The following is a 24,143-nucleotide window of genomic DNA, read 5'->3' on the forward strand; positions in this document are numbered from 1 at the left end:
GCGTGGTCGCGCTCGGAGATCGCTTGGTCAACGTGCTGGGGGCGAAGGCCGCCGCCAAGTTGGAGGAGGCGTTCGGTCTGCAGACCGTCAACGACCTGCTGCGGCACTTCCCGCGCAAGTACAGCGACGGCATCTCGGTCAGCGGTGAGGGCGAGGACCTCGAACTCACGGAGGGCGATCACGTCACGCTGGTCGACGTCATCACCGACACGGTGGCCAAACCGATGCGGCGCCAACCCGGTAAGCGCCAGCGGATGTACCTGCGGGTCACGCTCGGCAACCGCAGGCCCGAGGTGACGGCCACCTTCTTCAATGCCGACTACCTGATGAAAGATCTGGTGAAGGGCACCCGGCTGATGATGTCGGGCGAGGTCAAGTTCTTCCGGCAGGCCGTGCAGCTGGACCATCCGGCGTTCCTGGTGCTCGAATCCCCGAGCGGCCGCACCATCGGTACCAAGTCGCTGAAGGCGATCGCCGAGTCCTCCGGCACCGAGGATCCATTGGCGGCCTTCGACCGGGAGTTCTTCCCCATCTATCCGGCGACGGCCAAGGTGCAGAGCTGGGACGTGTACGGGTGTGTGCGGCAGGTGCTCGCGGTGCTGGATCCGGTACCCGAGGTGCTTCCGGAAGACATTGTGCAGCAATGGAATCTGATTTCCGAGGATCAGGCGTTGCGGGCCGTCCACCTGGCGCAGAACTCGGTGGAGCGGGCACGGGCACAGGAGCGGTTGGCGGTCGACGAAGCCGTCGGCCTGCAGTGGGCGCTGGTGTCGCGGCGCTACAGCGAACTGGGCGAGACCGGCCCGGCTGCGCCGCGCCGCGACGACGGCCTGACCGCGGCCCTGTTGCGGCAGCTGCCGTTCGAGCTCACCGCGGGGCAGCGGGAGGTGCTCGACGTCATCTCCGCCGACCTGGCGGGTACCCGGCCGATGAACCGGATGCTGCAGGGTGAGGTCGGTTCCGGCAAGACCATCGTCTCGGTGCTGGCCATGATGCAGATGGTGGATGCCGGTTTCCAATGCGCGCTGTTGGCGCCCACCGAGGTGCTGGCTGCCCAGCACGCCCGGTCCGTGCGGTCGGTGCTCGGCCCGCTGGCCACCGCGGGGGAACTCGGCGCGCCCGACGGCGCCACCCGGGTGGCGTTGCTCACCGGATCGATGTCGCCGCAACAGAAGCGCCAGGTGCGAGACGAGATCGCCTCCGGCGCAGCGGGTATCGTCATCGGCACGCACGCGCTCATCCAGGAGTCGGTGGAGTTTCGCCAGCTCGGCATGGTGGTCGTCGACGAGCAACACCGATTCGGGGTGGAGCAGCGGGACCGGTTGCGGGCCAAGGCAACCGGCGGCATCACCCCGCACCTGCTGGTCATGACGGCCACCCCCATCCCGCGGACCATCGCGCTGACGGTGTTCGGTGACCTGGAGACCTCGACACTGCGGGAGCTGCCGCGGGGTCGTCAGCCCATCGTCACCAATGCCGTGTTCACCAAGGACAAACCGGCCTGGTTGGACCGGGTGTGGGCCCGGATCCGCGAAGAGGTGGCCGCCGGCCGGCAGGCGTATGTGGTGGCCTCGCGTATCGACGAGACCGAAAAATCGGCCAACGAACAGGGTCCACCGCCCATCACGGTGCTGCAGCTGCTCGACTTCCTGCGCAGCGGTCCGCTGTCGGACCTGCGGCTCGGCCTGATGCACGGCCGGTTGCCCGCCGAGGAAAAGGACGCCGTGATGAGCGCCTTCCGGGCCGGCGAGATCGACGTGCTGGTCTGCACCACCGTCATCGAGGTCGGTGTCGACGTGCCCAACGCCACCGTGATGGTGGTGATGGATGCCGAGCGGTTCGGGATCAGCCAGCTGCACCAGCTGCGTGGACGCATCGGCCGCGGCGAGCATCCCAGCCTGTGCCTGCTGGTGTCGCGGACCCATGAGTCGAGCAAGGCCGGCGAGCGGTTGAAGGCCGTGGCCGGCACCCTCGACGGTTTCGCGTTGGCCGACCTGGATCTGCAGGAACGCCGCGAGGGAGATGTGTTGGGCTACAGCCAATCCGGCCGCCGGATGACCCTGCATTTCCTGTCGCTGGCCGATCATCGGCACCTCATCGAAGAGGCCCGCGAGTTCTGTCAGACCGCCTATGAGGCCAATCCGCGCCGGCCGGGGCTGGACGTGCTGGCCGCACAGTTCACCGACACCGAACGCGTGCAGTACCTGGACATGTCGTGAAGCGGTGGGGGCCGCTGGCCGCGGGGGTGGTGTTGGCGGTCATCGTCGCCGTGCAGGTACTCACGCAATCTGACGGCGAGCGCCTCGCACGGGCCGACATCCCCACGGTGGCCGCGGGCGTCGACGTGCTGGCCGGGATTCCGGAGATCCCGGCCCGGGTGCGCGGGCACGACTACCGGCGGGCCGCGTTCGGCGGCGCATGGGATGACGACAACGGCGCCCCCGGTGGCCACAACGGCTGCGATACGCGAAACGACATCCTCGATCGCGACCTGGTCGACAAAACCTACGTGGCGATCACCCGCTGCCCGACGGCGGTGGCCACCGGGGTGCTGCACGACCCGTACACCGATGCCACCGTCGCGTTCGTGCGCGGCAACCAGGTTGGCGCGGCGGTGCAGATCGACCACATCTTATCCGGGGCTCCCACAATAACGGCGAGTGTTTGCGCAGCTCATAGGGTCGATGACATGCCGCTGACAGCCACCAAGCGTGTTGTGGGACCGGTGGTGCTGTGATGGGGCGACGCAGGTTGATCGGGTTGGGCGCGGCTGCGGTTCTGGCGGTTGTCGTGGCCGTGCAGACGGTGATGTCGGCGGCCGGAGGGCCATCGATGTTGGTGGCCGAGGCGGATCTGCCGACGGTGACTGCGGGGGTTGATGTTCTTTCCGGAGTCCCGGTGGTGCCCGCCCGTGTCCGCCACGGGGACTATCGCCGTGCGGCCTTCGGGGAGGCTTGGACCGATGACACCGATGCTCCTGGCGGGCATAACCAATGCGATACGAGGAACGACATCCTTGATCGCGATCTGATCGAGAAGACGTATGTGGCGATCAGCCGGTGTCCGCGTGCTGTTGCTACAGGTGTCTTGCATGATCCGTATACGAGTACGACGGTAAACTTTCAGCGCGGCAACAAGACTGGCGCGGCTATTCAGATCGAGCACATCGTGCCGTTGGCCTATTCCTGGGACCAGGGTGCGTGGGCATGGCCGGAATCGCTGCGTGTCCGGTTCGCCAATGATCCGGCGAATCTCCTCGCGGTTCAGGGGCAGGCGAATCAGGATAAGGGTGACGACGAGCCGGCGTTGTGGATGCCCCCCAATGCGGCGTTCCACTGCCAGTACGCGATGCAGTTCATCGCGGTGATGCGGGGCTATGGGCTTGCTGTCGATGAGCCGTCGGTGCCTGTCTTGCGCGAAGCGGCAGCAACATGCCCGAGCAGCTGATGAAGGACTTATTCGTAGGCCGCGAGTTTGCGGCGCAGGGCGAGGTTTTCACCTTGGGCTACTGCAAGGGCCTGGCGCAGCGCGGTGGTGTCGGTGGTGTATCGGCGTCGAAGGTCTTTGAGCTGAGCCGACAGCGCCCGCACCGGTGCGGAGGGTCCGGTCGTAGCGGCCTCGTCGGCGGTTGCGGTGCTGGGCGTGTGCGCCTGGGTACGCATCTGCTGGATTTTGATGCGCAGTTCGGGTTGGCGGTAGAGGAAATCTGTCGAGATGCCTGCTTTGCGTGCGACGCTGGCGAAGGTGATGGGTGCGCCGGCGGCCGAGAGGGCGGTCAGTGCTTCGGTTGCTCGCTGCAGGCTGTGTTCGTGTCGTCGGTGGGCGGCGTCGCGCAGGTGCTGGGGCATGACTGTGGGGGGTCCCTTCTACATGGTCTGTGCGTTGACACCGGCGCCGCGGATGGCGTGGTCGGTGACGTCGGTGAGGGACAGCAAGATGCGGTTCAGCGATGCGATCTCGTCGCGTCGGCCTTTGAGCCAGATGTTGTCCTCACCCATCGGGGTGCCGTACTTGGCGGTGAATGCATTCTGGCGGGATGTGACGAGGCGTTCGGTGGAGTCGAGTTGTCGTCGCAATTCGCTGGTATGGCTGGCGTCGGTGACGAACACCGAGCAACTCAAGCAAGCGTTTCCTTTGTCGCACAGCTGCTTGGGCGGCAGGGTGCACCATCCGTTGGGCAGGACGCGATCTGCGCGTTTATCGATGTGCAGCAGGTCGTAGAGGTCGTTGGGGTCGATGTCGGCAGTGCGGCCATCGCGGGTGACTTTCTTGTACTTGAGGAATTCCTCTTCCATGGTCTGGGACAACGTGATCGCGTAGTGCAGCGTCATCTCGGGACTGACGTGGCCGAAGTAGCGCATCACGACATGCAATGGGACCCCGGCATTGAGCAGGTTGGTTGCGGCGGTGTGACGGAACCGGTGAGTCTGGCTGATCGCCACGGGCCGCCCGGCCGAGTCGGTGATGGCCAGGGCTTCGGTGAGTTCACCCAGGTGCAGATGCAGGGTGGCGGCCGGGTATGGGCTGGTGCCAAGCCGGTTCCTGGTGGTCCGCAGGAACAGGTACTTCGGGGTGCGGTCGGGCTCTCCGGCGGCAACCAGGAACGCTTTGGCGAACTCCTGCTGCGCTTTGATGATCGCGACGATCTCAGCGTCGACGGGAATCGATGCCGGGGTGGACGATTCGATCTTGGTCTGCTGATAGCGCATTCGGGCGACGAACGCCTCCCCGGCGTCGGCAGTGTTGCTCTCACGGGTGCTTCGGTGGAACGCTTCGAGCGGCTCGAAGTCCATCATCAGCACTTCGTTCATCCGGCGACCGGTGCGCATCAGCAACATCAGGGCGTGCAAGGCCTGGATGTCGCCCAGCCCGCCCTCGGAGCGGGGGCGAGCCAGCACATCGCATCCTTCGGCGATGCGCCGCATCACGTCCTCGTCGAGGACCATGGCGTCACCGGTGCGTTTGTTGGTCAGGCGGGGTTTGTCTTCGGGCCGAAACAGCACACAGTGCTCGGGACGAAGCGCGGCCCATTGCGGCATGTTCAGTGTGGCGGCGGCCTCGTCGCGGTGGTCGTACATCCATCGGTAGAACTGCTCGATCGCGACCATCACGTGGCGGCGGGGGTTCTTGCCCAGCAGTTGGCCGGTGTTCTTGCCGATCTTGATGCGGTGGGTGGCCATCATGTCGCAGAACCCGCGGATAAACGGGCGCAGGGCGTGTGGGTCGGCGGTCAGGCACGGGCCTTCATCCCCGCGTTGGTCGATATGGCGTTGCAACCATTTCAGGGCATCCAGTCGCGATTTGATGGTGCTCCACGAGTACCGGCCGGTGGACAGGTTCGCCGACAGCCACAGTTTGGCGGCTTCGCGCAGCCAATCACTGCTCAGCCGAGTGAAACTAGCGGTGTTGGCTCCCATCGGCTCGTGCTCGCGGAGTGGTATGCGGGTGTCCAGCAAGGGATTCCACACATTGAGCTGCCACCACGGGCCTTGATGATAGGGGTAGACCAGCACATCCTGGAGTTGCCCGATCCGCGCCAGGGCGATGCGGTCGTTGCTCTCGCCCTGCTCATGCCCGCGCATCCGGGCGGCGTGGGCCTCGCGCATCCATTCCTCGGGGGTGAGCTGCAACAGCGACCTGACGGTTCGGCCGCGTTTAGTTCCGCCAGTCGTGGCGAGTCGCAGGATGCGGGTCGTCGCGTTGAAGGTGTTCGGATTGACGAAGCGGCCCATCTCGATCTCGCGGTGGATCAGCCACGCGATCTCCCATGTCATCGCGTCAGGCAGGCCGCGGAAGTTGAGGTAACACGCCGTCCACTGGCCGCCTGCGTTGACCTCGGGCACCGCATTTCGGTAGCACGCGGGCATCGTTTTCTTGTTGAAGTGATCCTGGCGGCACTCCGACGGCAGCGACTCCCACAATTGTCGAGCGATGTGGGGGTCGAACATGTCGGCCACCGGTAATCGAGGATCACGTTGGTCCAGGCGCTTGGGCTCGGTGGCCCCGGCCGCCACGGGGATTCGTCTACCTACCATCGGAATTGGTCTCCCATCCGGCTACGACTTCACGCCAGTTCGCCAGCGCAGCCAATTCGGCGTCTTCGGTGACGTGCCCATAGGTGTTCATCGTGGTCTGCACGCTTTCGTGGCCGAGGCGGCGGCTGACCACGTGCAGGGGCGTGCCAGCCAGAAGCAGTGCAGTGGCATGGGTATGGCGAAACCAGTGCGGCGTCAGCCGGGTCGGAATCTGCGGCAGCCGGCGTTTGACCGACCGCAGGTGCGCATACACCGTTTCGGGGCGCAGCGGCCCGTACAGGGGTGCGCGGCGGGTGTTGCAGAAGATGTAGCTGGAGTTCCAATCGTCGATCGTCACGTCGGCGCCGCGATCGCACAGCCACCACACGTAATCGCCGTAGAGCCGATCGAGTCGGCTGCCGACATGTACTCGCCGGGATCCGGACTTCGTCGCGACACCATGTGGGTGTGGCCGGTCGACGATCGACACTTGCGCGGTGGCGGCCAGGCCGGTGCCCCAGTCTCGGTGCTGCAGCGACAACGCTTCACCGATACGCATGCCGGTCTCGGCCAGCAGCGACCACAGCAGTCGATAACGCACGTCGCCGACCCACTGGCCCGAGTCGACCGAATAGGTGGCCTCAGCTTCGAGCAGCGCGCCAATCTCGCTAGGAGTGAGAATCGGAGTGATATTGCGCGGCACCCGAACTCGGATTGCCACCCGCTGTCGCACACCGCGCCTGGCGACATGCTCAAGAAACGCCAGATACCGCCCAGAACGGCTGCGGCCCTGCTCGTAGAGAAACGGAGCAGCGTCAACACCAGACGCAGCGTGATAGCGATAGAAGCCCATCACCGCACGCAACCGCAGCGCCACCGTGGCTTCGGCCACCGCAGTCGCCGGATGCAACTGCCGAACAGCGGGATCGAACTCGTTGTGACGCACTGCGGTAAGGAAAGCGCCGAAGTCATGGATTTGCACCGCATTCCAGCGTTTACCCGTGCGCTCGAGATAGGTCCACCACTGCGCCAGTCCCCGCGCATAGGCCTTGACAGTGTTCGGCCGGAATCCGCGTTGCCGTCCGAACTCCAGGTATGCCTCGACGGGCTCGACGACACTCAGCGATTCCGAGACAACGGTCCACGTGCTCGAACCATCCAGTTCCACCCGCTGAGTTGCTGCCATTGCAACCGCCTCCCTGCATGCGAAGCTACGCCCGCATCAGGCAAACCCTGGGAACCGCAGCGGCGTGTCGAAGACGTCGCTGACACCACCGAACAGCACCAGATATCTATGCCGCTGACAGCGGGAAACCACCCCAGAGAGAGGTTGTCGAAGATGTCAGCGCCACCGGACAGCAGTTACGGATACCACATCGTCCCGCTGGCGTTGGCCTGGGACCTGGGCGCCCGGGACTGGCCGCAGCCGCAGCGGCTGCGCTTCGCCAACGACCCGGCCAACCTGATCGCCGTTGCGGGACAGGCCAATCAGGACAAGGGCGATGCCGAGCCCGCCCGGTGGATGCCGCCCAACCATGCGTTCTGGTGTCAGTACGCGGTGCAGTTCGCCGCGGTGCTGCGCGGTTACCGGCTACCGGTGGATGCGCCGTCGGCGGCCGTGCTGCGCGATGCGGCCGGCACCTGCCCCGCGGGCTGAGGGGTTACGGCGGGAAGACCTGCTTGATGCTGCCGTCCGGATTGACCTGCATGAAACCGGTACCCGGTGCCGTCGAATGCACCGCGAGCTCCAAACCGCCTGTGCCTTCCCCCGTCGCTTCGCTCGCCCCTGTGCCTTCCCCCGTCGCTTCGCTCGCCCCGGAAGCCCCTTCCACGATCAGATACACCTCGCTGCCGTTCGGGGCGCCGAGTTTCTGGGGTGCATCGGCCAGCGTGGCGGCCACCCCGGGCACGTTGATGGCGCCGAGGTCGGCGAGCACGTCGAACGAACTGGTGCTGGTCGCCGAACCCCATTCCTGCCAACTGCCGCCGCGGTACATGAAGCTGTGTTCGACGTGCGAGTTGGTGGGATCGACCCGGTCCAGGACCGCGTAGGTGGGATAGACCACCAACTGAAAGCCCATGGTGTCGGCGAACTTTGCGCGGATGGTGTCCAGTAGCGCGGCCAACCCGTCGGCGGTCTGCAGCTGGGACGGCTTGTCGGCGGCCTGGGTCGCGGTGGGCACGGTGGACGAATACGTCGGGGCGGCAGTGGGTTTGGAGCTCGCCACCGTGGAGGTGCGCGACCCGGCGGTGGGTGCGGCGACCTGCCGGCCGGAATCCTGCGACCGCGCGTTGAGCACCAGCACGACGGCCACCGCGGCGACGCCGAGCATGCCCAGCAGGCCGATCGGGATGAGGATCGCCGGCCCGCGCCACCACGGCTGTGTGGTGGGGGTGGGTTGCCAGGCCGGCGCGGGCGCGGCGGGCCACTGCTGGTGCGACATCGGCGGGGTGGCCGGATAGGGGACCGGCGCCGGGGGCGGTGGCGGCCAACTGCCCGCGGCGGTCGGTTGATCGTGGGCGGCGGGCGCCGGCGCGGCGGGTGCGGTCAAGGCGGCGCGGGCGGCCGCGGCCAGATCCCTGGTGGTCGCGTAGCGGTGGTCGGGGTTCTTGGCCATCCCGGTGGCGACGACCTGATCCATTCCGGGCGGCACCCCGGGCCGCAGCGTCGACGGGCGCGGCGGCGGCAGGCTCAGATGGCCGGCGACCTGGCGTTCCATGCTGTCGCCGGGGAACGGCTGCATCCCGGTCAGGCATTCGTGCAGCACACAGGTCAGGGCGTAGATATCGGCGCGGGCATCCGAGCTGTCGGTGGACAGCCGCTCGGGCGCCATGTACGCCAGCGTGCCGATGGTCGAGCCGGTGCTGGTGAGCTTGGTGGCCCCGGCCGTGCGGGCGATGCCGAAATCGATCAGGTAGGCGAAGTCCTCGTCGGTCACCAGGATGTTCGACGGTTTCACGTCGCGGTGCACCAGCCCGACCCGGTGCGCGGCGTTGAGCGCCGCGGCGATCTGCTCGACGATGGCCACGGCGCGGTGGGGCGAGAGCGGGCCGTCCTGCAGCAGTTCGTGCACGGTCTTGCCGTCGATCAGCCGCATGGTGACGTACAGCCGGCCGTCGATCTCGCCGAAGTCGTGGATCGGCACGATGTGCGGTTCGTCCAGGCCGGCCGCCATCTGCGCCTCGCGGCGGAAGCGCCGCTGGTAGGTGTCGTCGTCGGCGAGGTTGGCCGGCAGCACCTTCAGGGCGACCACCCGGTTCATGGTGGTGTCGAAGGCCTGCCACACCTCGCCCATACCGCCCCGGCCCAGCACCCTGACCAGGCGATACCGGCCGAACGGCGTTCCATCCACGGGCTAACGATAGGAGGCAATCGGCCGGGCTGCCAGCAATCGCTCAGCTGTCACGGTCCGATCCGGATGCGTCCGGGGCTCCACAGCCCGCTGCGCACCTGCGATCCGAGGGTGATATCGGCCTCGCCGGCCTCGACCACGGGATCGAATCGGCGCAGGGACCCCCAGTCGCGACCCCAGTCCCGCGACAGGTAGGTGGGCATCACGTGCGCGCGCAGCAACAGATCGGTGATCCCGAGCAGGCCACCGTTGTCGCCGGACTGCCAGGTATCAGGCATCTCCACCTTGGCCGGGTAATCCGGCGAGATGCGATATCGGGGTACCTGGGTGACGCCGTTGGCGTGCAGCATGGGGTGCTGGCACGGGAACACCAATCCGACGGCCCAGTCCAGCAGGATCGGCTGGGTGCTGCCCAGAAACTCTTGGGCGGAGCGGAGTTCGGGGATGCGGGGCGGTGTCACGGCCACCCAATCGCCCGGGTCCAGGGAGCGGTCGTCGGCGACGATCCGGACGTAGCGGATGTCGGCGGGAATCGCGGCGCGCGGGAATCGCAGGTTCCGCCATGAGGGTTGCGGGCCGATGTCGAACGGTTCCAGGCGTCCGCGCGGCTCGGGACGGCCCGAGGGGTCGGCGCCGGCGAGTTCGAGCGTCACGGACTGGGCGGTGGTATGGCCGCTGCGCACACTGGTGCCGGTGATGGTGCCCGCGGCGGTGACCACCACGAGGGGGTGGGCGGGATCGGCGGGCGGAAGTGCGTACCAGGCCGACGTCACCGTCGCGGGCTGCGCGGGCCCGGCGGTGAAGCTGCCGACCACCGGGACCTTCGCCGGGTCGAGCCCGTACGGCAACGGGACCGACGAGCCGTTGACACCGGGAGTGGCCAGGGCGGTAGGCGCGGCCCAATCGGCGTCGGTGCCGTCCAGGCGTTGGCTCTGCCACACCGCCTCGGCAAGGGTGTGCGGCGGAACCCCGTTGGCGCTGAACCCGATCGGGTGGTCGCCGCCGAGTGCTCCGAGCGGACCGTCGCCGCCCGATACCGGGGACAGGAAACCGGTGTTGGGGTCCGGTTCGACCAGCACGTCGTCGGCCAGGCCGCATCCACCGGCGAGTTCGCGCACATTGGCCCAGCCGTTCGAGTAGGTCGGATACTGCCTGATGACCCCGGCCAGCATCGAACCCACGCACACGACGACCATGACGGCGGCGGCGACCGGTACGGGTGCGGTGGTCAGCACGCGGACCGGCCGCGGCTCACGGTAGCGCCGCAGGTGGAACAGGACCGCGCAGACTGTTGTGACCAGGCACAGCCCGAACAGGACGGCGCTGACCGTCACCGGCCCGAGGTGCGGAACGCTGTCGTTGAACGGCACGCCGTAACTCGACACGTACCACCAGCCGTTGGTGGAGGCGAAACACAATGCCAATACCAGCAAGACCGTCGCCAGGAACGCGAGCCGGTTACGCGCCGACCGCAGCACGGCCGGGCCGAGCAGGGTGGTGGCCAGCGCCGCCATCGCCGCGCCGACGGCCGCGAACAGGCCGAAGTGGTGGATCCACTTCGTCGGGGTGAAGGTGAGCAGGAACAGCGTTCCGAAGATGATGCCCATCAGCCGCCACGCCGGCCCGCCGGCGATGCCGGGAATCCGCTTGCGCCGCAGGAATATCAGCGCCGACGCGAACAGGCATGCCATCGTGACGAGGATTCCGAAACGGCGTGCGATGGCGGCATCGGTGGTCGGCAGGATCAGGTAGAAGTACCGCAGGTTCTCGGTGTACCAGGGTTGGCTGGGCCCGATCGCGGTGCGCACCCGGGTGGCTTCTGCCACGGTGGCAATCGTCTGGTCGGCGAACACCACCGTGAGCACCACCAGACCGGCGGCCGCCAGGGGCGCCAGCACCGGCCACATCCCCACCGCACGCGCTCGCCGGGTGATGATCCGCAGGATCGGCCGGCCGCCGGCGAGCAGCGCGGCCACCGCGATCAGGCCGGTGGGCTGGATGCCGAGGGTGAACGCGGCGACCACGATCGCCAGGGCGACCGGGGTGAGCCGGCCCGACACGATGGCGCGTTCGATGAGGACGTAGGTGATCAGCGCGCCGGTGGCGATCTGACCTTCGGGGCGCAGTCCGTTGTTGAAGGGCATCCAGGCAGCCAGCAAGACCAGCGCCGCGGCCCACAGTGCGGCGCGGTTCGCCCGCACGGCCGGGCCCAGGCGCGGAATCACCTCGCGGGACAACAACACCCAGCACAGCAGGGCGCAGAGCAGATCCGGCAGCCGCAACCACATGCTGGCGCGGCTCACGTGGGTCAGGTAGGCGATCAGGTCGTAGTACCAGCCGAACGGGTCTTCCGGGCTACCGAACCAGCGGAAGTAGTTCGACATGTAGCCGGCCTGGCCCGCCACATTGGACATGCCGAATTGATAGCCGTCGTCGGAGGAGCCCGCCCCGGCGACGAACCAGAACACCGAAACCGCGATCACGGTCGCGTCCGGCGCGCTGAAGCCACGCCAGCGCAACGGGACAACTCGTCGCATCCGCCGGCCGTCGCGCCGGTCCAACCGCCACAACGCCAGCAGCGCAAGGGCGGTCGCGGCGATGCCGATCACCATGGCGGCCCGCTTGATCGGTGCCGGTGCGCTGGTGTAGCGGGTGTCGATGGTTGCCGAGAAGGACAGCCCGGCCGGTGCGGGTCCCCGCAGATCGGTGAACACCCCGACGATCTGCGGACGCAGATTCGGATCGGCGAAGCCGCTGCGCCACGGACCGCCACCGGCCGGATCGGGCAGTCCGGCGATGGCGGCGAAGGTGCCACGATCCGACGAGGTGATCTCGATGCGTCGACATGCCGGGTCGGCCATCCACTTTCGTGGCACGGCCGCCACCACCACGTTGCGGACCACCACGTCGACGCGTTCGCCCGTCACCGTGACGAACATGCCGTCGAGCCCCGCCCGTCTGCCCTCGGCCGGTGCGGTGCTCAGCACCAGTCCTCCGGCCGCGGGCATGTCACGGATCACCGCGCACGGCACCGTCGCGGTGAGCGCCACCGGGGTCAGGGTGATCAACGGCGCCGTGACATCCGAAAGCCGCTCGTGCTGAGGCCAATTCAACATCGCCGTCGTCTGACGGACCGGAAGCACGGGCACCAGTGCGCTCGCCAGCGCGCCGATCACCCCCGCCACGACGGCCACCAGGGCCACCCACCGAATCCTCCGCCCACCCATCGTCCAACGTTTAGTTGAAGCAAGTGTTACAGTCAAGCGTGTCGCGGGCACCCGACCACGAGAAGCGCGAGGAACTCCTTACCGCCGCAGGTGCGGTCCTCGCGCGCACCGGGGTGCTCGACACCAGCCTGCGGACACTGGCCGCCGAGATGGGCACCAGTGCGCGAATGTTGGTGTACTACTTCGGAACCAAGGAGCAGTTGATCCTCGAGGTGCTCAATCGTCGGCAACGTGCGGCCATTCCGGAGACCGATGATCTGGAACTGCCCACCTCGATCGAGGCGCACCGGCAATGGTGCTTCGAGGATTGGCACGCCTGCACCCGCGGCGAGCGCAGGGATACGCTGCGCGTGGTCGAGCAGGTGTTCGGGGCGGCGTGCGGGCGCGACAGCCCGTACCGGGCTTACACCTGGGAAACGCTGTCGCTGCTGACGCGTAATTCGCAAGCGCGGCTGGAGGCGCTGGGCATGCCCACGCACGTGGCCGAAACCCGCTCGCGCATCGCGCTGGCCGCGTTCCAGGGATTCATCATCGAATTCTTCACCGCCGACGACCCGTCCGTGGTGGACGAGACCTTCGCCCGCTTCGTCGACGAGTTCTTGCTGGCGCCCTTCGGCCCGTCAGCGCCCGGCCTCGGGCGCACCTGAACCGGTTCGCTCAGCGGGCGGCGCGACCGGGCGGTCCGGGATGGATCCGACCGATTGTGGATAGCACCGGCCGATCCGGGGTACCCCGAGGGGCGCAGCCTAACGCCGCTTGAGATAGGGAAACACGAATGACCGAAAAGTATGCGACCACCGACGCCGGTGCCCCGGTTCCCAGCTTCGAACACTCCCTGACCGTCGGACCGGACGGGCCGATCCTGCTGCAAGACCACTACCTGATCGAGCAGATGGCCAACTTCAACCGCGAGCGCATCGCGGAGCGCCAGCCGCACGCCAAAGGGGGCGGCGCGTTCGGCACGTTCGAGGTGACCCACGACGTCAGCGCGTTCACCCGGGCGGCGTTTCTGCAGCCCGGCACCAAGACCGAGATGGTGGCCCGGTTCTCCACCGTGGCCGGTGAGCGCGGCAGCCCGGACACCTGGCGCGATCCGCGCGGCTTTGCGCTGAAGTTCTACACCTCCGAGGGTAACTTCGACATGGTCGGCAACAACACCCCGGTGTTCTTCGTCCGGGACCCGATGAAATTCCAGAACTTCATCCGGTCGCAGAAACGCCTGCAGTCGAGCAACCTTCGCGACCACCACATGCAGTGGGACTTCTGGACGTTGTCGCCGGAGTCCGCGCACCAGGTCACCTGGCTGATGGGGGACCGCGGCATCCCCAAGTCGTGGCGGCACATGAACGGCTACTCCAGCCACACCTACAGCTGGCTCAACGCCGCCGGCGAGATGTTCTGGGTCAAGTACCACTTCAAGACCGACCAGGGCATCGAGTTCCTCACCCAGGAGGAGGGCGACGAGATGGCCGGCATCGACGGCGACGCCCATCAACGCGATCTGTTCACCGCGATCGAGGGCGGCAACTTCCCGAGCTGGACCCTGCAGGTGCAGATCATGCCGTTCGAGGATGCCAAGACCTACCGGTTCAATCCCTTCGACCTGACCAAGGTCTGGCCGCACTCCGACTACCCGCTCCACGAGGTGGGCCGAATGACGTTGAACCGCAACGTCACGGACTATCACGCCGAGATCGAGCAGGCCGCCTTCGAGCCGAACAACCTGGTTCCCGGCACCGGTTTGAGCCCGGACAAGATGCTGTTGGCCCGTGGCTTCTCCTACAGCGACGCGCACCGGCACCGGCTCGGGGTGAACTACAAGCAGATCCCGGTCAACACGCCGAAGGTGGAGGTGCACAGCTACTCCAAGGACGGCGCGATGCGGATCCGCAACGTCACCGATCCGGTGTACGTGCCGAACTCGATGGGTGGTCCCGGCGCCGACCCCGCACGCACCGCGGAGGTGCACTGGGCCGCCGACGGCGACATGGTCCGCACCGCTTACGCGCTCCGCGCGGACGACGACGACTGGGGTCAAGCCGGCACGATGGTGCGCGAGGTGCTCGACGACGAGGCTCGGGAGCGCTTGGCGCACAATATCGTCGGACACGTCTCCAAGGGCGTCAAGGAGCCGGTGCTGTCACGGGTATTCGAATATTGGCGCAACGTCGACCCCGATCTGGGCAAGAAGATCGAGGAGGGCGTGCGTGGCGGGCCCCAGCCGGGCTAGCTGCCGGTGTAGGTGGCGGGGTCGGGGCGGTACCGGGTGCCGTCATCGAGAGCGCCCAGGGTGTCCATGTGCGTGGCGGTCAGCTCGAAATCGAACACATCGATGTTCTGTGCGATCCGCTCCGGCGACGACGAGCGGGGGATCACCACGTTGCCCAGCTGCAGGCTCCACCGGATGAGCACCTGCGCCGGGGTCTTGCCGTACTCGGCCGCGATGGCCGTGACGGCCGGATGCTCCAGCAGCTTGCCGACCCCGAGCGGGCTGTAGGCCTCGGTGACGATGTTGCGTTCGGCATGGACCGCGCGCAGCGCAGCCTGGTTGAGCAACGGATGCAACTCCACTTGGTTGATCACCGGGCTGACGTAGCTCAGGTCGATGATGGTGGACAGCTCCTCGGCGCCGAAGTTGCACACCCCGATCGACTTGGTGAACTTCTCGCCCTGCAGCCGCATCAGGCCGCCCCAGCTGTCGACGTACTTGCTGGTGTCCCCGCCGGGCCAGTGGATGAGATACAGGTCCAGGTATTCCAGGCCGAGACGCTCCAGGCTGGCCTTGGCGGCGTCCTGGCTGGACTGGAAACCCTGGTCGGCGGTGGCCAGCTTGGTGGTGACGAAGATCTCGGCGCGCGGCACACCCGATGCCGCGATGGCCCGCCCCACGCCCGCCTCGTTGCCGTACGACGCGGCGGTATCGATAAGGCGCACACCGATTTCCAGTGCGGCGGATACCGCACGCTCGGCTTCGGCGTCGGAGAGTTCTCCCACACCGACGCCCAGCGCCGGGATCGTGTTTGCATCGCTGAGCCCGATGTTGGGCACTGCAGCGGCCGAGGTCATGTCACCTACCCTGTGAAATTGAACGTGCGTGGATCGGGACCCAGCCGCGTCCCGTTGTCGAGCGTGGCGATGGATGCGATGTCCTGGTCTCCGAGTTCGAAATCGAACACGTCGAAATTACTCGCGATCCGGTCCGGGTTCACCGACTTCGGGATGACGATATTACCCAGTTGGATGTGCCATCTGATCAGTACCTGGGCGGGTGTTTTGCCGTGCGTTCCGGCGATCGCGGTGACCACGGGATCGGACAGCAACCCGCCCTGGCCCAGGGGGCTCCACGCCTCGGTGGCGATGCCCAGTTCGGCGTGCAGGTCGCGCAGCTCCTGCTGGGGCAACCGCGGGTGCAGTTCGATCTGGTTGACCGCCGGGACGATCCCGGTGGCGTCGACGAGGGTGCGCAGATGCTCGGGCGCGAAGTTGCTCACGCCGATCGACCGGACCCGGCCCTGCTCGCGCAGGTGGGCCAGCGCCTTGAAGGAATCCACGAACAGATTCGCCTCCGGCACCGGCCAATGGATGAGATAGAGGTCGACATAGTCGACCCCGAGCCGTTCGGCGCTGGTGTCGAACGCCGCCAGCGCCTTGTCGTAGCCCTGATCGGCGTTCCACAGCTTGGTGACCACGAACACCTCGTCGCGCGCCACGCCGGACGATCTGAGGGCGTGACCGACCTCGGTCTCGTTGCCGTACACGGCGGCGGTGTCGATGTGGCGGTAGCCCGTCGCCAGCGCCGCTTCGACGGCGCGCTGCGTCTCCTCCGGAGGCGTCTGCCAGACTCCCAGACCGACGGTGGGGATCGAGTTGCCGTCGTTGAGCGCAATCCTGGGTTGGGTAGGGGAAGTCATGACGCAGAGTCTGCCAGCACGTCGCAATCCGGGGCGGGTCAGGCTGTTCACCGCCGCTGCCATGGGGCGTATCGGGATACCGGTGATGGCGAGAATCCCGGATCCGCTCAAACGGCTGCTGCTCGGGCGCCGCACCGTCACCGTCGACGGCAACACCCTCGACACGTCGCTGCAGCTGATGCTCACCGCGCAGCGGTTGTCCAAGGTCTCCGGGCTGGTCGCCAGTTCGGAGGTAGCCGTCGCGCGTACTCAGCTGAACCGGGCCGGAAAGGCGTTCCGCTCACCGGTCGTGGTCGCGGCCCGCGATTTCACCATCGCCGGACCGGCCGGGGCCATCCCGGTGCGGCATTACCGCGCGGCCGACGGTGCCCCGCTGCTGGTCTTCTATCACGGCGGCGGCTTCGTCCTCGGCGGCCTGGACAGCCACGACGCGTTGTGCCGGCGGATCAGCCGCGACGCCGGCGTGCACGTCCTCAGTGTCGACTACCGGCTGGCGCCCGAACACAAGGCGCCCGCGGCGGCCGAGGACGCCGACGCGGCCTACCGCTGGGCTCTGGAGCACGCGGCCGAGCTCGGCGCCGATCCCGACAAGGTGGCCGTCGGTGGCGACAGTGCCGGCGGCAACCTGGCCGCGGTGGTCACCCAATCCGCCCGGGCCGACGGGGTGCGGCTGCCGGTACTGCAGTTCCTGCTCTACCCGGTCACCGATTTCGGGAGCACGACGGTGTCCAAGACGCTGTTCGCCGAGGGGTACTTCCTGAGGAGGGCCGATATGGACTGGTTTCACGGCCACTACTTGGGGGGTGCGGCCGTCGAGGGCTCCGATCCGCGGGTGGCACCACTGCTGGCCACCGACCTGTCCGGGCTGTCGCCGGCGTTGGTGGCCACCGGCGGGTTCGACCCGCTGCGCGACGAGGGCCGGGCGTACGCGCAGGCCCTCGCGGCGGCCGGGGTGCCCGTCGACTGGCGTGAGTACGGCTCGCTGGTGCACGCTTTCGCGAATTTCTTCCCGCTCGGAGGTGGCAGCGAGGCGGCGATCGCCGATCTGACCTCGGCGCTGCGGGCCCATCTGAGCCGGTAGGCTGCATCCGTGGCGAACAAACCCAAGAAGCAGGCCAGCTACGACCTCAAGGCCGCCGACCGCAAGCGCAATCTGCTCATCCAGATCGGATTGACCTCCGTGGTCGTCGTGTTCGCCGTGGCGCTGGTCCTCTACATCGTGATGTCCGGTGACAAGAAGCCGCCGGCCGGTGAGGCCAAGTCCATCCGGGTGACCTCGAGCAAGCTCATCACCAAGGAGGGCACGTCCGACCCCAAGGTCGTGCTGTCCATGTACGAGGACTTCCTGTGCCCGCACTGCGGCGCGTTCGAGAAGCAGTTCGGCCCCACGGTGAGCAAGCTCATCGACAGCGGTGCGGTGGCCGCGGACTACTACATGGTCGCGATCCTGGACGCGCCGAGTAATCAGAACTACCCGTCCCGGGCCGGCGGTGCCGCCTACTGCGTCGCCGACGAATCGATCGACGCGTTCCGCCGCTTCCACGCCGCGATGTACGCGCAGCAGCCCAACGAGACGGCGACGACCTTCCCGACCAACGAGCAGATCATCGAGACCGCGCGCCAGGCGGGGGCGGCCGGCAAGGTGCCCGACTGCATCAACAAGGGCAAGTACGTCGACCTGGTGCAGGGGCTGGCGCAGGCCACGAAGATCAATTCCACCCCGACCGTCCGTATCAACGGTGAGGACTACCAGTTCAGCACGCCCGATGCGCTGGTCGCCAAGGTCAAGGAGATCGTCGGCGACGTGCCGGGGATGTCGTGACCGCAGCACCCGCGGCGGACGCCGCCGACATCGAGGAGCCCGGCGGCGAGGCGTCCGACACCGGGGTGCGCCCGGCCAGCGCCTGGTGGGTGCTCATCGCCGGCATCGTCGGATTGGCGGCGGCGCTGACGCTGACGATCGAGAAGATCGAGATCCTGATCAATCCGGCCTACGTGCCGTCCTGCAGCATCAACCCGGTGTTGTCCTGCGGATCGGTGATGATCACCCCGCAGGCCTCGGTGTTCGGATTTCCCAACCCGCTCATCGGTATCGGCGCGTTCAGCGTCGTGGTGGTGACCGGGGTGCTCGCGGTGGCCAAGGTGCGCCTGCCCCGCTGGTACTGGACCGGGTTGACGATCGGCAGCGGGCTGGGCGTGGTGTTCGTCCACTGGCTGATCTTCCAGAGCCTGTACCGGATCGGTGCGTTGTGCCCGTACTGCATGGTCGTCTGGTCGGTGACCATCCCGCTGTTCGTGGTGGCGGCGTCCATCGCCGGGCGCGGGGAGACCGCCACCGGTCCGGCCCGGCTGCTCTACCAGTGGCGGTGGTCGCTGGTGGTGCTCTGGTTCACCTCACTGGTGTTGATGATCCTGGTGAGGTTCTGGAATTATTGGTCAACCCTTTTGTAACACCGGGGTTACGGCGAGAAAGTTAGGGTTCACCTCGTGATTTCCAAACTCTTGGTAGCCAACCGCGGTGAGATCGCGATCCGTGCGTTTCGCGCGGCGACCGAGCTCGGCATCGCCACCGTGGCGGTGTACCCCTTCGAGGACCGTAATTCGCTGCACCGGCTCAAGGCCGACGAGTCCTACCAGATCGGGGTGGAGGGTCATCCGGTCCGGGCGTACCTGTCGGTGGACGAGATCATCCGGGTGGCCAAGCACGCCGGCGCCGACGCCGTGTACCCCGGCTACGGCTTCCTGTCGGAGAACCCGGAGCTGGCCTCGGCCTGCGTGCGGGAGGGGATCACGTTCGTCGGCCCCAGCGCCGACGTGCTCGAGCTGACCGGCAACAAGGCGCGCGCGATCGCGGCGGCCAAGTCGGCCGGGCTGCCGGTGCTGGCGTCGTCTGAGCCGTCGTCGTCGGTGGCCGATCTGGTGGCCGCGACAGAAGGCCCCGGGGCGATGGAGTTTCCGCTGTTCGTCAAGGCGGTCTCCGGTGGTGGTGGCCGCGGCATGCGGCGGGTGGCCGAGCCGGGCGCACTGGCCGAGGCGGTCGAGGCCGCGTCCCGGGAGGCCGAGTCGGCGTTCGGCGACGGGCGCGTCTACCTCGAGCAGGCGGTGATCAACCCGCGGCATATCGAGGTGCAGATCCTGGCCGACGGTGCCGGCAACGTCATGCACCTGTTCGAGCGCGATTGCAGTGTGCAGCGCCGCCATCAGAAGGTCATCGAGCTGGCCCCGGCACCGAATCTGGATCCGGCGGTGCGGGAGAAGATCTGTGCCGACGCGGTGGCCTTTGCCCGGCAGATCGACTACACCTGCGCGGGCACCGTCGAATTCCTGCTCGACGAGCGGGGCCGTCACGTGTTCATCGAGTGCAATCCGCGAATCCAGGTGGAGCACACGGTGACCGAGGAAATCACCGATGTGGACCTGGTGTCCTCGCAGCTGCGCATCGCGGCGGGCCAGACGCTCGACGACCTCGGGCTGAGCCAGGACAGCATCGCGATCCGCGGTGCGGCCATGCAGTGCCGGATCACCACCGAGGACCCGGCCAACGGGTTCCGTCCCGACACCGGCCGTATCACCGGTTACCGGTCCCCGGGCGGCGCGGGTATCCGGCTGGACGGCGGCACCCACACCGGCGCCGAGATCTCCGCGCATTTCGACTCGATGCTGGTCAAATTGACTTGTCGTGGAAGGGATTTCGGCATCGCGGTGACGCGGGCCCGGCGGGCGCTTGCCGAGTTCCGGATCCGCGGCGTCTCGACGAACATCCCGTTTCTGCAGGCGGTGCTCGACGATCCCGATTTCCGGGCCGGCCGGGTGACGACGTCGTTCATCGACGACCGCCCGCAGCTGCTGACCGCCCACACGCCCGCCGATCGCGGCACCAAGATCCTGAACTACCTGGCCGATGTCACCGTCAACAAGCCGCACGGGGAGCGCCGGTCGACGGTGTACCCGCAGGACAAACTGCCCGATATCGACCTGTCGGTGCGCCCGCCGGACGGGTCCAAGCAGAAGCTGGTCGAACTGGGCCCCACGGGTTTCGCCGACTGGCTGCGCGACAGCCCGGCTTTGGGCGTCACCGACACGACGTTCCGGGATGCCCATCAGTCGCTGCTGGCCACCCGGGTGCGTTCGTCCGGACTGTTGCGGGTGGCGCCGTATGTGGCGCGCATGACCCCGCAGTTGCTGTCGGTGGAGTGCTGGGGCGGCGCGACTTATGATGTGGCGCTGCGCTTCCTGAAAGAGGACCCGTGGGAGCGGTTGGCCGCGCTGCGCGAGGCGATGCCGAACATCTGTCTGCAGATGCTGCTGCGGGGCCGTAACACCGTCGGCTACACGCCGTATCCGGAACTGGTGACCACGGCGTTCGTCGAAGAGGCCACCGCGACCGGAATCGACATCTTCCGGATCTTCGACGCGCTCAACAACGTCGACTCGATGCGCCCGGCCATCGACGCGGTGCGCGCGACCGGCGTCGCCGTCGCCGAGGTGGCGATGTCCTACACGGGTGACCTCTCGGACCCGGGTGAGGATCTCTACACCCTCGATTACTACCTGCGGCTGGCCGAGCAGATCGTCGACGCCGGGGCGCACGTGCTGGCCATCAAGGACATGGCCGGGCTGCTGCGCCCGCAGGCCGCCACCAAACTGGTGGGCGCGCTGCGCAGCCGGTTCGATCTGCCGGTGCACGTGCACACCCATGACACCCCGGGCGGCCAGTTGGCCACCTACCTGGCGGCGTGGACGGCGGGTGCGTCGGCGGTGGACGGGGCGGCCGCGCCGTTGGCGGGCACCACCAGTCAGCCGGCGCTGTCGGCCATCGTGGCCGCCACCGCGCACACCGAATTCGACACCGGTCTGGATCTCGGGGCGGTGTGTGAGCTGGAACCGTACTGGGAGGCGCTGCGCAAGGTGTACGCGCCGTTCGAGTCGGGCCTGCCCGGGCCGACGGGACGGGTGTATCACCACGAGATCCCGGGCGGACAGCTGAGCAATCTGCGTCAGCAGGCCATCGCGCTGGGGTTGGGCGACCGGTTCGAGGAGATCGAGAACGCCTACGCCGGTGCCGATCGGGTGCTGGGCCGGCTGGTCAAGGTCACCCCGTCGTCGAAGGTGGTCGGCGACCTGGCGCTGTCGCTGGTGGGTGCGGGTGCCACCGCCACCGAGTTCGCCGCCGACCCGGACCGGTTCGACATCCCCGACAGTGTCATCGGATTCCTGCGCGGGGAGCTCGGCGACCCGCCGGGAGGCTGGCCGGAACCGTTGCGTTCCAAGGCGCTACAGGGCCGCGGTGAAGCCAGGGCGGAGACGCCGCTGTCGCTCGAGGACGAGGCGCTGCTGGCCGCGCCAGGCCCGAAACGCCAGGCCACCCTCAACAGGTTGCTGTTCCCCGGCCCCACCAGGGAATTCGAGGCGCACCGGGAGGAATACGGTGACACGTCCTCGCTGAGTGCCAATCAGTTCTTCTACGGGCTGCGCCAGGGTGAGGAACACCGCGTCGAACTGGAACGCGGCGTGCAGCTGCTGATCGGGTTGGAGGCCATCTCCGAGGCCGACGAACGCGGCATGCGCACGGTGCTGTGCATCCTCAACGGGCAGTTGCGCCCGGTGCTGGTGCGCGACCGCAACATCGCCACCGACATGCCCGCCGCCGAGAAGGCCGACAAGGCCAACCCGGATCACGTGGCGGCGCCGTTCGCCGGTGTGGTCACCGTCGGGGTGAGCGCCGGGGACACCGTCGAGGCGGGCCAGACCATCGCGACGATCGAGGCCATGAAGATGGAGGCGGCGATCACCGCACCCAAGGCCGGCACCGTCGCCCGCGTCGCCGTCAACGCCACCGCCCAGGTCGAGGGCGGCGACCTGCTGGTGGTTCTAACCTGACCCGGATCGTCGCGGGGGCCTACGGCGGGCGCCGAATCACGGTGCCCGTCAAGGGCACCCGGCCCACCACCGATCGGGTCCGCGAATCGCTGTTCAACGTGCTGGCCGCGCGGATGGATTTCGACGGGGCCACGGTGCTCGACCTGTATGCCGGGTCGGGTGCACTCGGACTGGAGGCGCTGTCCCGCGGTGCGACCGGCGCGGTGTTCGTCGAATCCGACCGCAGGGCAGCGGCCGTGATCACCGCCAACATCGCCGCGCTGAAGGCCCCCGGCACGGTGCGCTGCGCACCGGTGGCCAAGGTGCTCGCCGGTGCCCCCGCCCGGCGGGTGGATCTGGTATTCGCCGACCCGCCGTACGACGTGCCCGCCGCCGAGGTCGAGGCGCAGCTTGCCGCGTTGCTGCGCAACGACTGGGTGGCGCCGGGCGCGCTGGCCGTCGTCGAACGCGCCGCGGGCGGTCCGCCGCTGCGCTGGCCCGACGGTTGGGAACGGGTCGACGAGCGGCGCTATGGCGACACCCGGCTGGAGTTCGGCATCGCGTAACGTCACCCACCATGAGCGGCGCCGTCTGCCCCGGATCCTTCGACCCGGTCACCCTCGGCCATATCGACATCTTCGAGCGGGCCTCGGCCCAGTTCGACGAGGTGGTGGTGGCGGTCCTGGTGAACCCCAACAAGAAAGGCATGTTCGATGCCGAGGAACGCATCGAGCTGATCCGCGAGTCCACCACACACCTGCCGAACCTGCGGGTGGAATCCGGCACCGGCCTGGTGGTCGACTTCGTCAAGCAGCGGGGCCTGACCGCCATCGTCAAGGGTCTGCGCACCGGCACCGATTTCGAGTACGAGCTGCAGATGGCGCAGATGAACAAGCATGTCGCCGGGGTGGACACCTTCTTCGTGGCCACCACACCGCGCTACTCCTTCGTGTCGTCGTCGCTGGCCAAGGAGATCGCCGGGCTCGGTGGCGATGTCAGCGATCTGCTGCCGGAGCCGGTCAACGCGCGATTGCGGGCCAAGCTGCACGGTTGAACCCGGGCAGCGGCGGGTAAGCCTGGGATGACGCACAGCCCACCGCGTCCCCAGCCGAACCTGACCGTGTACGGAGGTAACACCCGTGGTCGAAACATTTGTCCAGTCCACCGACGATGTCGTGCGGTTCCTCAAGGACCAGCACAACTTGATCAAGGATCTGTTCGAGGAGGTGCTGTCCGCCTCCGCGCCCGACGCCAGGGAGCGCGCCTTCACCGACCTGCGCCAACTGCTGGCCGTGCACGAGACCGCCGAGGAGATGGTGGTGCATCCGCGGGCGCGCCGTGAGGTCACCGGTGGCGACGCGATCGTCGACGCCCGGCTCGAGGAGGAGCACGACGCGAAGGAGCAGCTGTCCAAGCTGGAAGGCATGGACATGGCCTCCGACGAGTTCCTCGAGGAGCTGACGCTGTTCCGTGCGGACGTGATCAAGCACGCCGAGCGCGAGGAGACCGAGGAGTTCAGCCGGCTGCAGCGCCAGCTGAGCGCCGAGGATCTGGGCCGGATGGCCAAAGCGGTGCAGGCAGCCCAGGCCATCGCACCGACGCGGCCGCATCCCGGCGTCGAGTCACCGGTGCTGAACTACGTCGTGGGCCCGTTCGCCTCGATGCTGGACCGGGCCAGGGACGCCCTGGCGGCGGCGATGCGATAGTCGGCGACGCGACACACCGTAACAAAACTCCAGTCACAGGCGTAACACCAGGCACACTGGTCACTAACAACTA

General features: G+C 67.6%; 18 protein-coding genes and 2 pseudogenes. 13 read left to right on the forward strand and 7 right to left on the reverse strand.

Annotated features, from left to right (window positions below):
* Window positions 1-2: 2 nt before the first annotated feature.
* The 3 genes and pseudogenes from recG (at window position 3) to AWB94_RS17130 (ending at window position 3,447) form a co-directional block, all read left to right on the forward strand.
* Window positions 3-2,219: an ATP-dependent DNA helicase RecG gene (gene recG, locus AWB94_RS17120; RefSeq protein WP_062656349.1), complete on the forward strand. Its 2,217-nt coding sequence runs from the start codon at window positions 3-5 to the stop codon at window positions 2,217-2,219.
* Window positions 2,216-2,635 (forward strand): annotated as a pseudogene (locus AWB94_RS17125) (hypothetical protein); the annotation flags it as partial. The gene recG and the pseudogene AWB94_RS17125, both read left to right, overlap by 4 nt.
* Before the next feature lie 101 nt (window positions 2,636-2,736).
* The gene (locus AWB94_RS17130; protein ID WP_062656606.1) at window positions 2,737-3,447 is read left to right on the forward strand and encodes an HNH endonuclease family protein; all 711 of its coding nucleotides are present in this window, start codon (window positions 2,737-2,739) and stop codon (window positions 3,445-3,447) included.
* Window positions 3,448-3,455: 8 nt separating this feature from the next.
* Here the strand turns inward: AWB94_RS17130 and AWB94_RS17135 are convergent, their stop codons facing one another.
* Genes AWB94_RS17135 through AWB94_RS17145 form a run of 3 tightly spaced genes read right to left on the reverse strand, consistent with a single transcriptional unit; the run spans window position 3,456 to window position 7,182 of the window.
* Entirely contained in the window at window positions 3,456-3,848 is a 393-nt protein-coding gene (locus AWB94_RS17135; RefSeq protein ID WP_062656350.1) for a DUF6262 family protein, read from the reverse strand.
* Window positions 3,849-3,866: 18 nt separating this feature from the next.
* Entirely contained in the window at window positions 3,867-6,014 is a 2,148-nt protein-coding gene (locus tag AWB94_RS17140; protein WP_062656351.1) for a tyrosine-type recombinase/integrase, read from the reverse strand.
* A 10-nt stretch (window positions 6,015-6,024) separates the two neighbouring features.
* The gene (locus AWB94_RS17145) at window positions 6,025-7,182 is read right to left on the reverse strand and encodes a tyrosine-type recombinase/integrase (protein WP_062656352.1); all 1,158 of its coding nucleotides are present in this window, start codon (window positions 7,180-7,182) and stop codon (window positions 6,025-6,027) included.
* A 204-nt stretch (window positions 7,183-7,386) separates the two neighbouring features.
* On the opposite strand from AWB94_RS17145, the pseudogene AWB94_RS17150 reads away from it, so the two are divergent.
* Window positions 7,387-7,671, forward strand: a pseudogene (locus tag AWB94_RS17150) (HNH endonuclease family protein); the annotation flags it as partial.
* A gap of 4 nt (window positions 7,672-7,675) precedes the next feature.
* Here the strand turns inward: AWB94_RS17150 and AWB94_RS17155 are convergent.
* The gene (locus AWB94_RS17155; RefSeq protein WP_085122462.1) at window positions 7,676-9,367 is read right to left on the reverse strand and encodes a serine/threonine-protein kinase; all 1,692 of its coding nucleotides are present in this window, start codon (window positions 9,365-9,367) and stop codon (window positions 7,676-7,678) included.
* Window positions 9,368-9,417: 50 nt separating this feature from the next.
* Complete coding sequence (locus AWB94_RS17160; protein WP_062656354.1) at window positions 9,418-12,594, reverse strand: arabinosyltransferase domain-containing protein; 3,177 nt, start codon at window positions 12,592-12,594, stop codon at window positions 9,418-9,420.
* Between the two features lie 38 nt (window positions 12,595-12,632).
* Between AWB94_RS17160 and AWB94_RS17165 the strand changes: the two genes are divergently transcribed.
* A complete protein-coding gene (locus AWB94_RS17165) occupies window positions 12,633-13,241 on the forward strand; it encodes a TetR/AcrR family transcriptional regulator (RefSeq protein ID WP_234811766.1) in 609 nt (202 codons plus the stop codon).
* A gap of 128 nt (window positions 13,242-13,369) precedes the next feature.
* Complete coding sequence (locus AWB94_RS17170; protein ID WP_062656356.1) at window positions 13,370-14,824, forward strand: catalase; 1,455 nt, start codon at window positions 13,370-13,372, stop codon at window positions 14,822-14,824.
* Here AWB94_RS17170 and AWB94_RS17175 read toward each other — a convergent pair.
* Both AWB94_RS17175 and AWB94_RS17180 read right to left on the reverse strand, forming a co-directional pair.
* Complete coding sequence (locus tag AWB94_RS17175) at window positions 14,821-15,660, reverse strand: aldo/keto reductase (protein WP_062656357.1); 840 nt, start codon at window positions 15,658-15,660, stop codon at window positions 14,821-14,823. The genes AWB94_RS17170 and AWB94_RS17175 overlap by 4 nt on opposite strands.
* Window positions 15,661-15,665: 5 nt before the next feature.
* Window positions 15,666-16,505, reverse strand: coding sequence for an aldo/keto reductase (locus tag AWB94_RS17180; RefSeq protein ID WP_062656358.1), 840 nt, complete (start codon window positions 16,503-16,505; stop codon window positions 15,666-15,668).
* Here AWB94_RS17180 and AWB94_RS17185 point away from each other — a divergent pair.
* The 7 genes from AWB94_RS17185 (at window position 16,504) to AWB94_RS17215 (ending at window position 24,070) form a co-directional block, all read left to right on the forward strand.
* Entirely contained in the window at window positions 16,504-17,586 is a 1,083-nt protein-coding gene (locus AWB94_RS17185) for an alpha/beta hydrolase (protein WP_084395102.1), read from the forward strand. The genes AWB94_RS17180 and AWB94_RS17185 overlap by 2 nt on opposite strands.
* A 9-nt stretch (window positions 17,587-17,595) precedes the next feature.
* The gene (locus AWB94_RS17190; RefSeq protein ID WP_062656359.1) at window positions 17,596-18,327 is read left to right on the forward strand and encodes a DsbA family protein; all 732 of its coding nucleotides are present in this window, start codon (window positions 17,596-17,598) and stop codon (window positions 18,325-18,327) included.
* A 29-nt stretch (window positions 18,328-18,356) separates the two neighbouring features.
* The gene (locus tag AWB94_RS17195) at window positions 18,357-18,956 is read left to right on the forward strand and encodes a vitamin K epoxide reductase family protein (RefSeq protein ID WP_062656608.1); all 600 of its coding nucleotides are present in this window, start codon (window positions 18,357-18,359) and stop codon (window positions 18,954-18,956) included.
* A gap of 36 nt (window positions 18,957-18,992) precedes the next feature.
* The gene (locus tag AWB94_RS17200) at window positions 18,993-22,385 is read left to right on the forward strand and encodes a pyruvate carboxylase (RefSeq protein WP_062656360.1); all 3,393 of its coding nucleotides are present in this window, start codon (window positions 18,993-18,995) and stop codon (window positions 22,383-22,385) included.
* Entirely contained in the window at window positions 22,382-22,930 is a 549-nt protein-coding gene (gene rsmD, locus AWB94_RS17205; RefSeq protein WP_084395121.1) for a 16S rRNA (guanine(966)-N(2))-methyltransferase RsmD, read from the forward strand. Before AWB94_RS17200 ends, rsmD begins: the two co-directional genes overlap by 4 nt.
* Before the next feature lie 11 nt (window positions 22,931-22,941).
* Window positions 22,942-23,418, forward strand: a complete 477-nt coding sequence (gene coaD / locus AWB94_RS17210) for a pantetheine-phosphate adenylyltransferase (protein WP_062656362.1) — start codon at window positions 22,942-22,944, stop codon at window positions 23,416-23,418.
* 85 nt (window positions 23,419-23,503) lie between these two features.
* A complete protein-coding gene (locus AWB94_RS17215; protein ID WP_062656363.1) occupies window positions 23,504-24,070 on the forward strand; it encodes a hemerythrin domain-containing protein in 567 nt (188 codons plus the stop codon).
* Window positions 24,071-24,143: the final 73 nt, after the last annotated feature.

The sequence above is a fragment of the Mycolicibacterium canariasense genome (assembly GCF_002101555.1).
GTDB classification, from domain to species: Bacteria; Actinomycetota; Actinomycetes; order Mycobacteriales; family Mycobacteriaceae; genus Mycobacterium; species Mycobacterium canariasense.

Coding starts and splice junctions, on each gene's coding strand:
- AWB94_RS17130 (WP_062656606.1), top strand. CDS start 2,737: ATGGGGCGACGCAGGTTGATCGGGTTGGGCGCGGCTGCGGTTCTGGCG.
- AWB94_RS17135 (WP_062656350.1), bottom strand. CDS start 3,848: ATGCCCCAGCACCTGCGCGACGCCGCCCACCGACGACACGAACACAGC.
- AWB94_RS17160 (WP_062656354.1), bottom strand. CDS start 12,594: ATGGGTGGGCGGAGGATTCGGTGGGTGGCCCTGGTGGCCGTCGTGGCG.
- AWB94_RS17170 (WP_062656356.1), top strand. CDS start 13,370: ATGACCGAAAAGTATGCGACCACCGACGCCGGTGCCCCGGTTCCCAGC.
- AWB94_RS17175 (WP_062656357.1), bottom strand. CDS start 15,660: ATGACCTCGGCCGCTGCAGTGCCCAACATCGGGCTCAGCGATGCAAAC.
- AWB94_RS17185 (WP_084395102.1), top strand. CDS start 16,504: ATGACGCAGAGTCTGCCAGCACGTCGCAATCCGGGGCGGGTCAGGCTG.
- AWB94_RS17180 (WP_062656358.1), bottom strand. CDS start 16,505: ATGACTTCCCCTACCCAACCCAGGATTGCGCTCAACGACGGCAACTCG.
- coaD (WP_062656362.1), top strand. CDS start 22,942: ATGAGCGGCGCCGTCTGCCCCGGATCCTTCGACCCGGTCACCCTCGGC.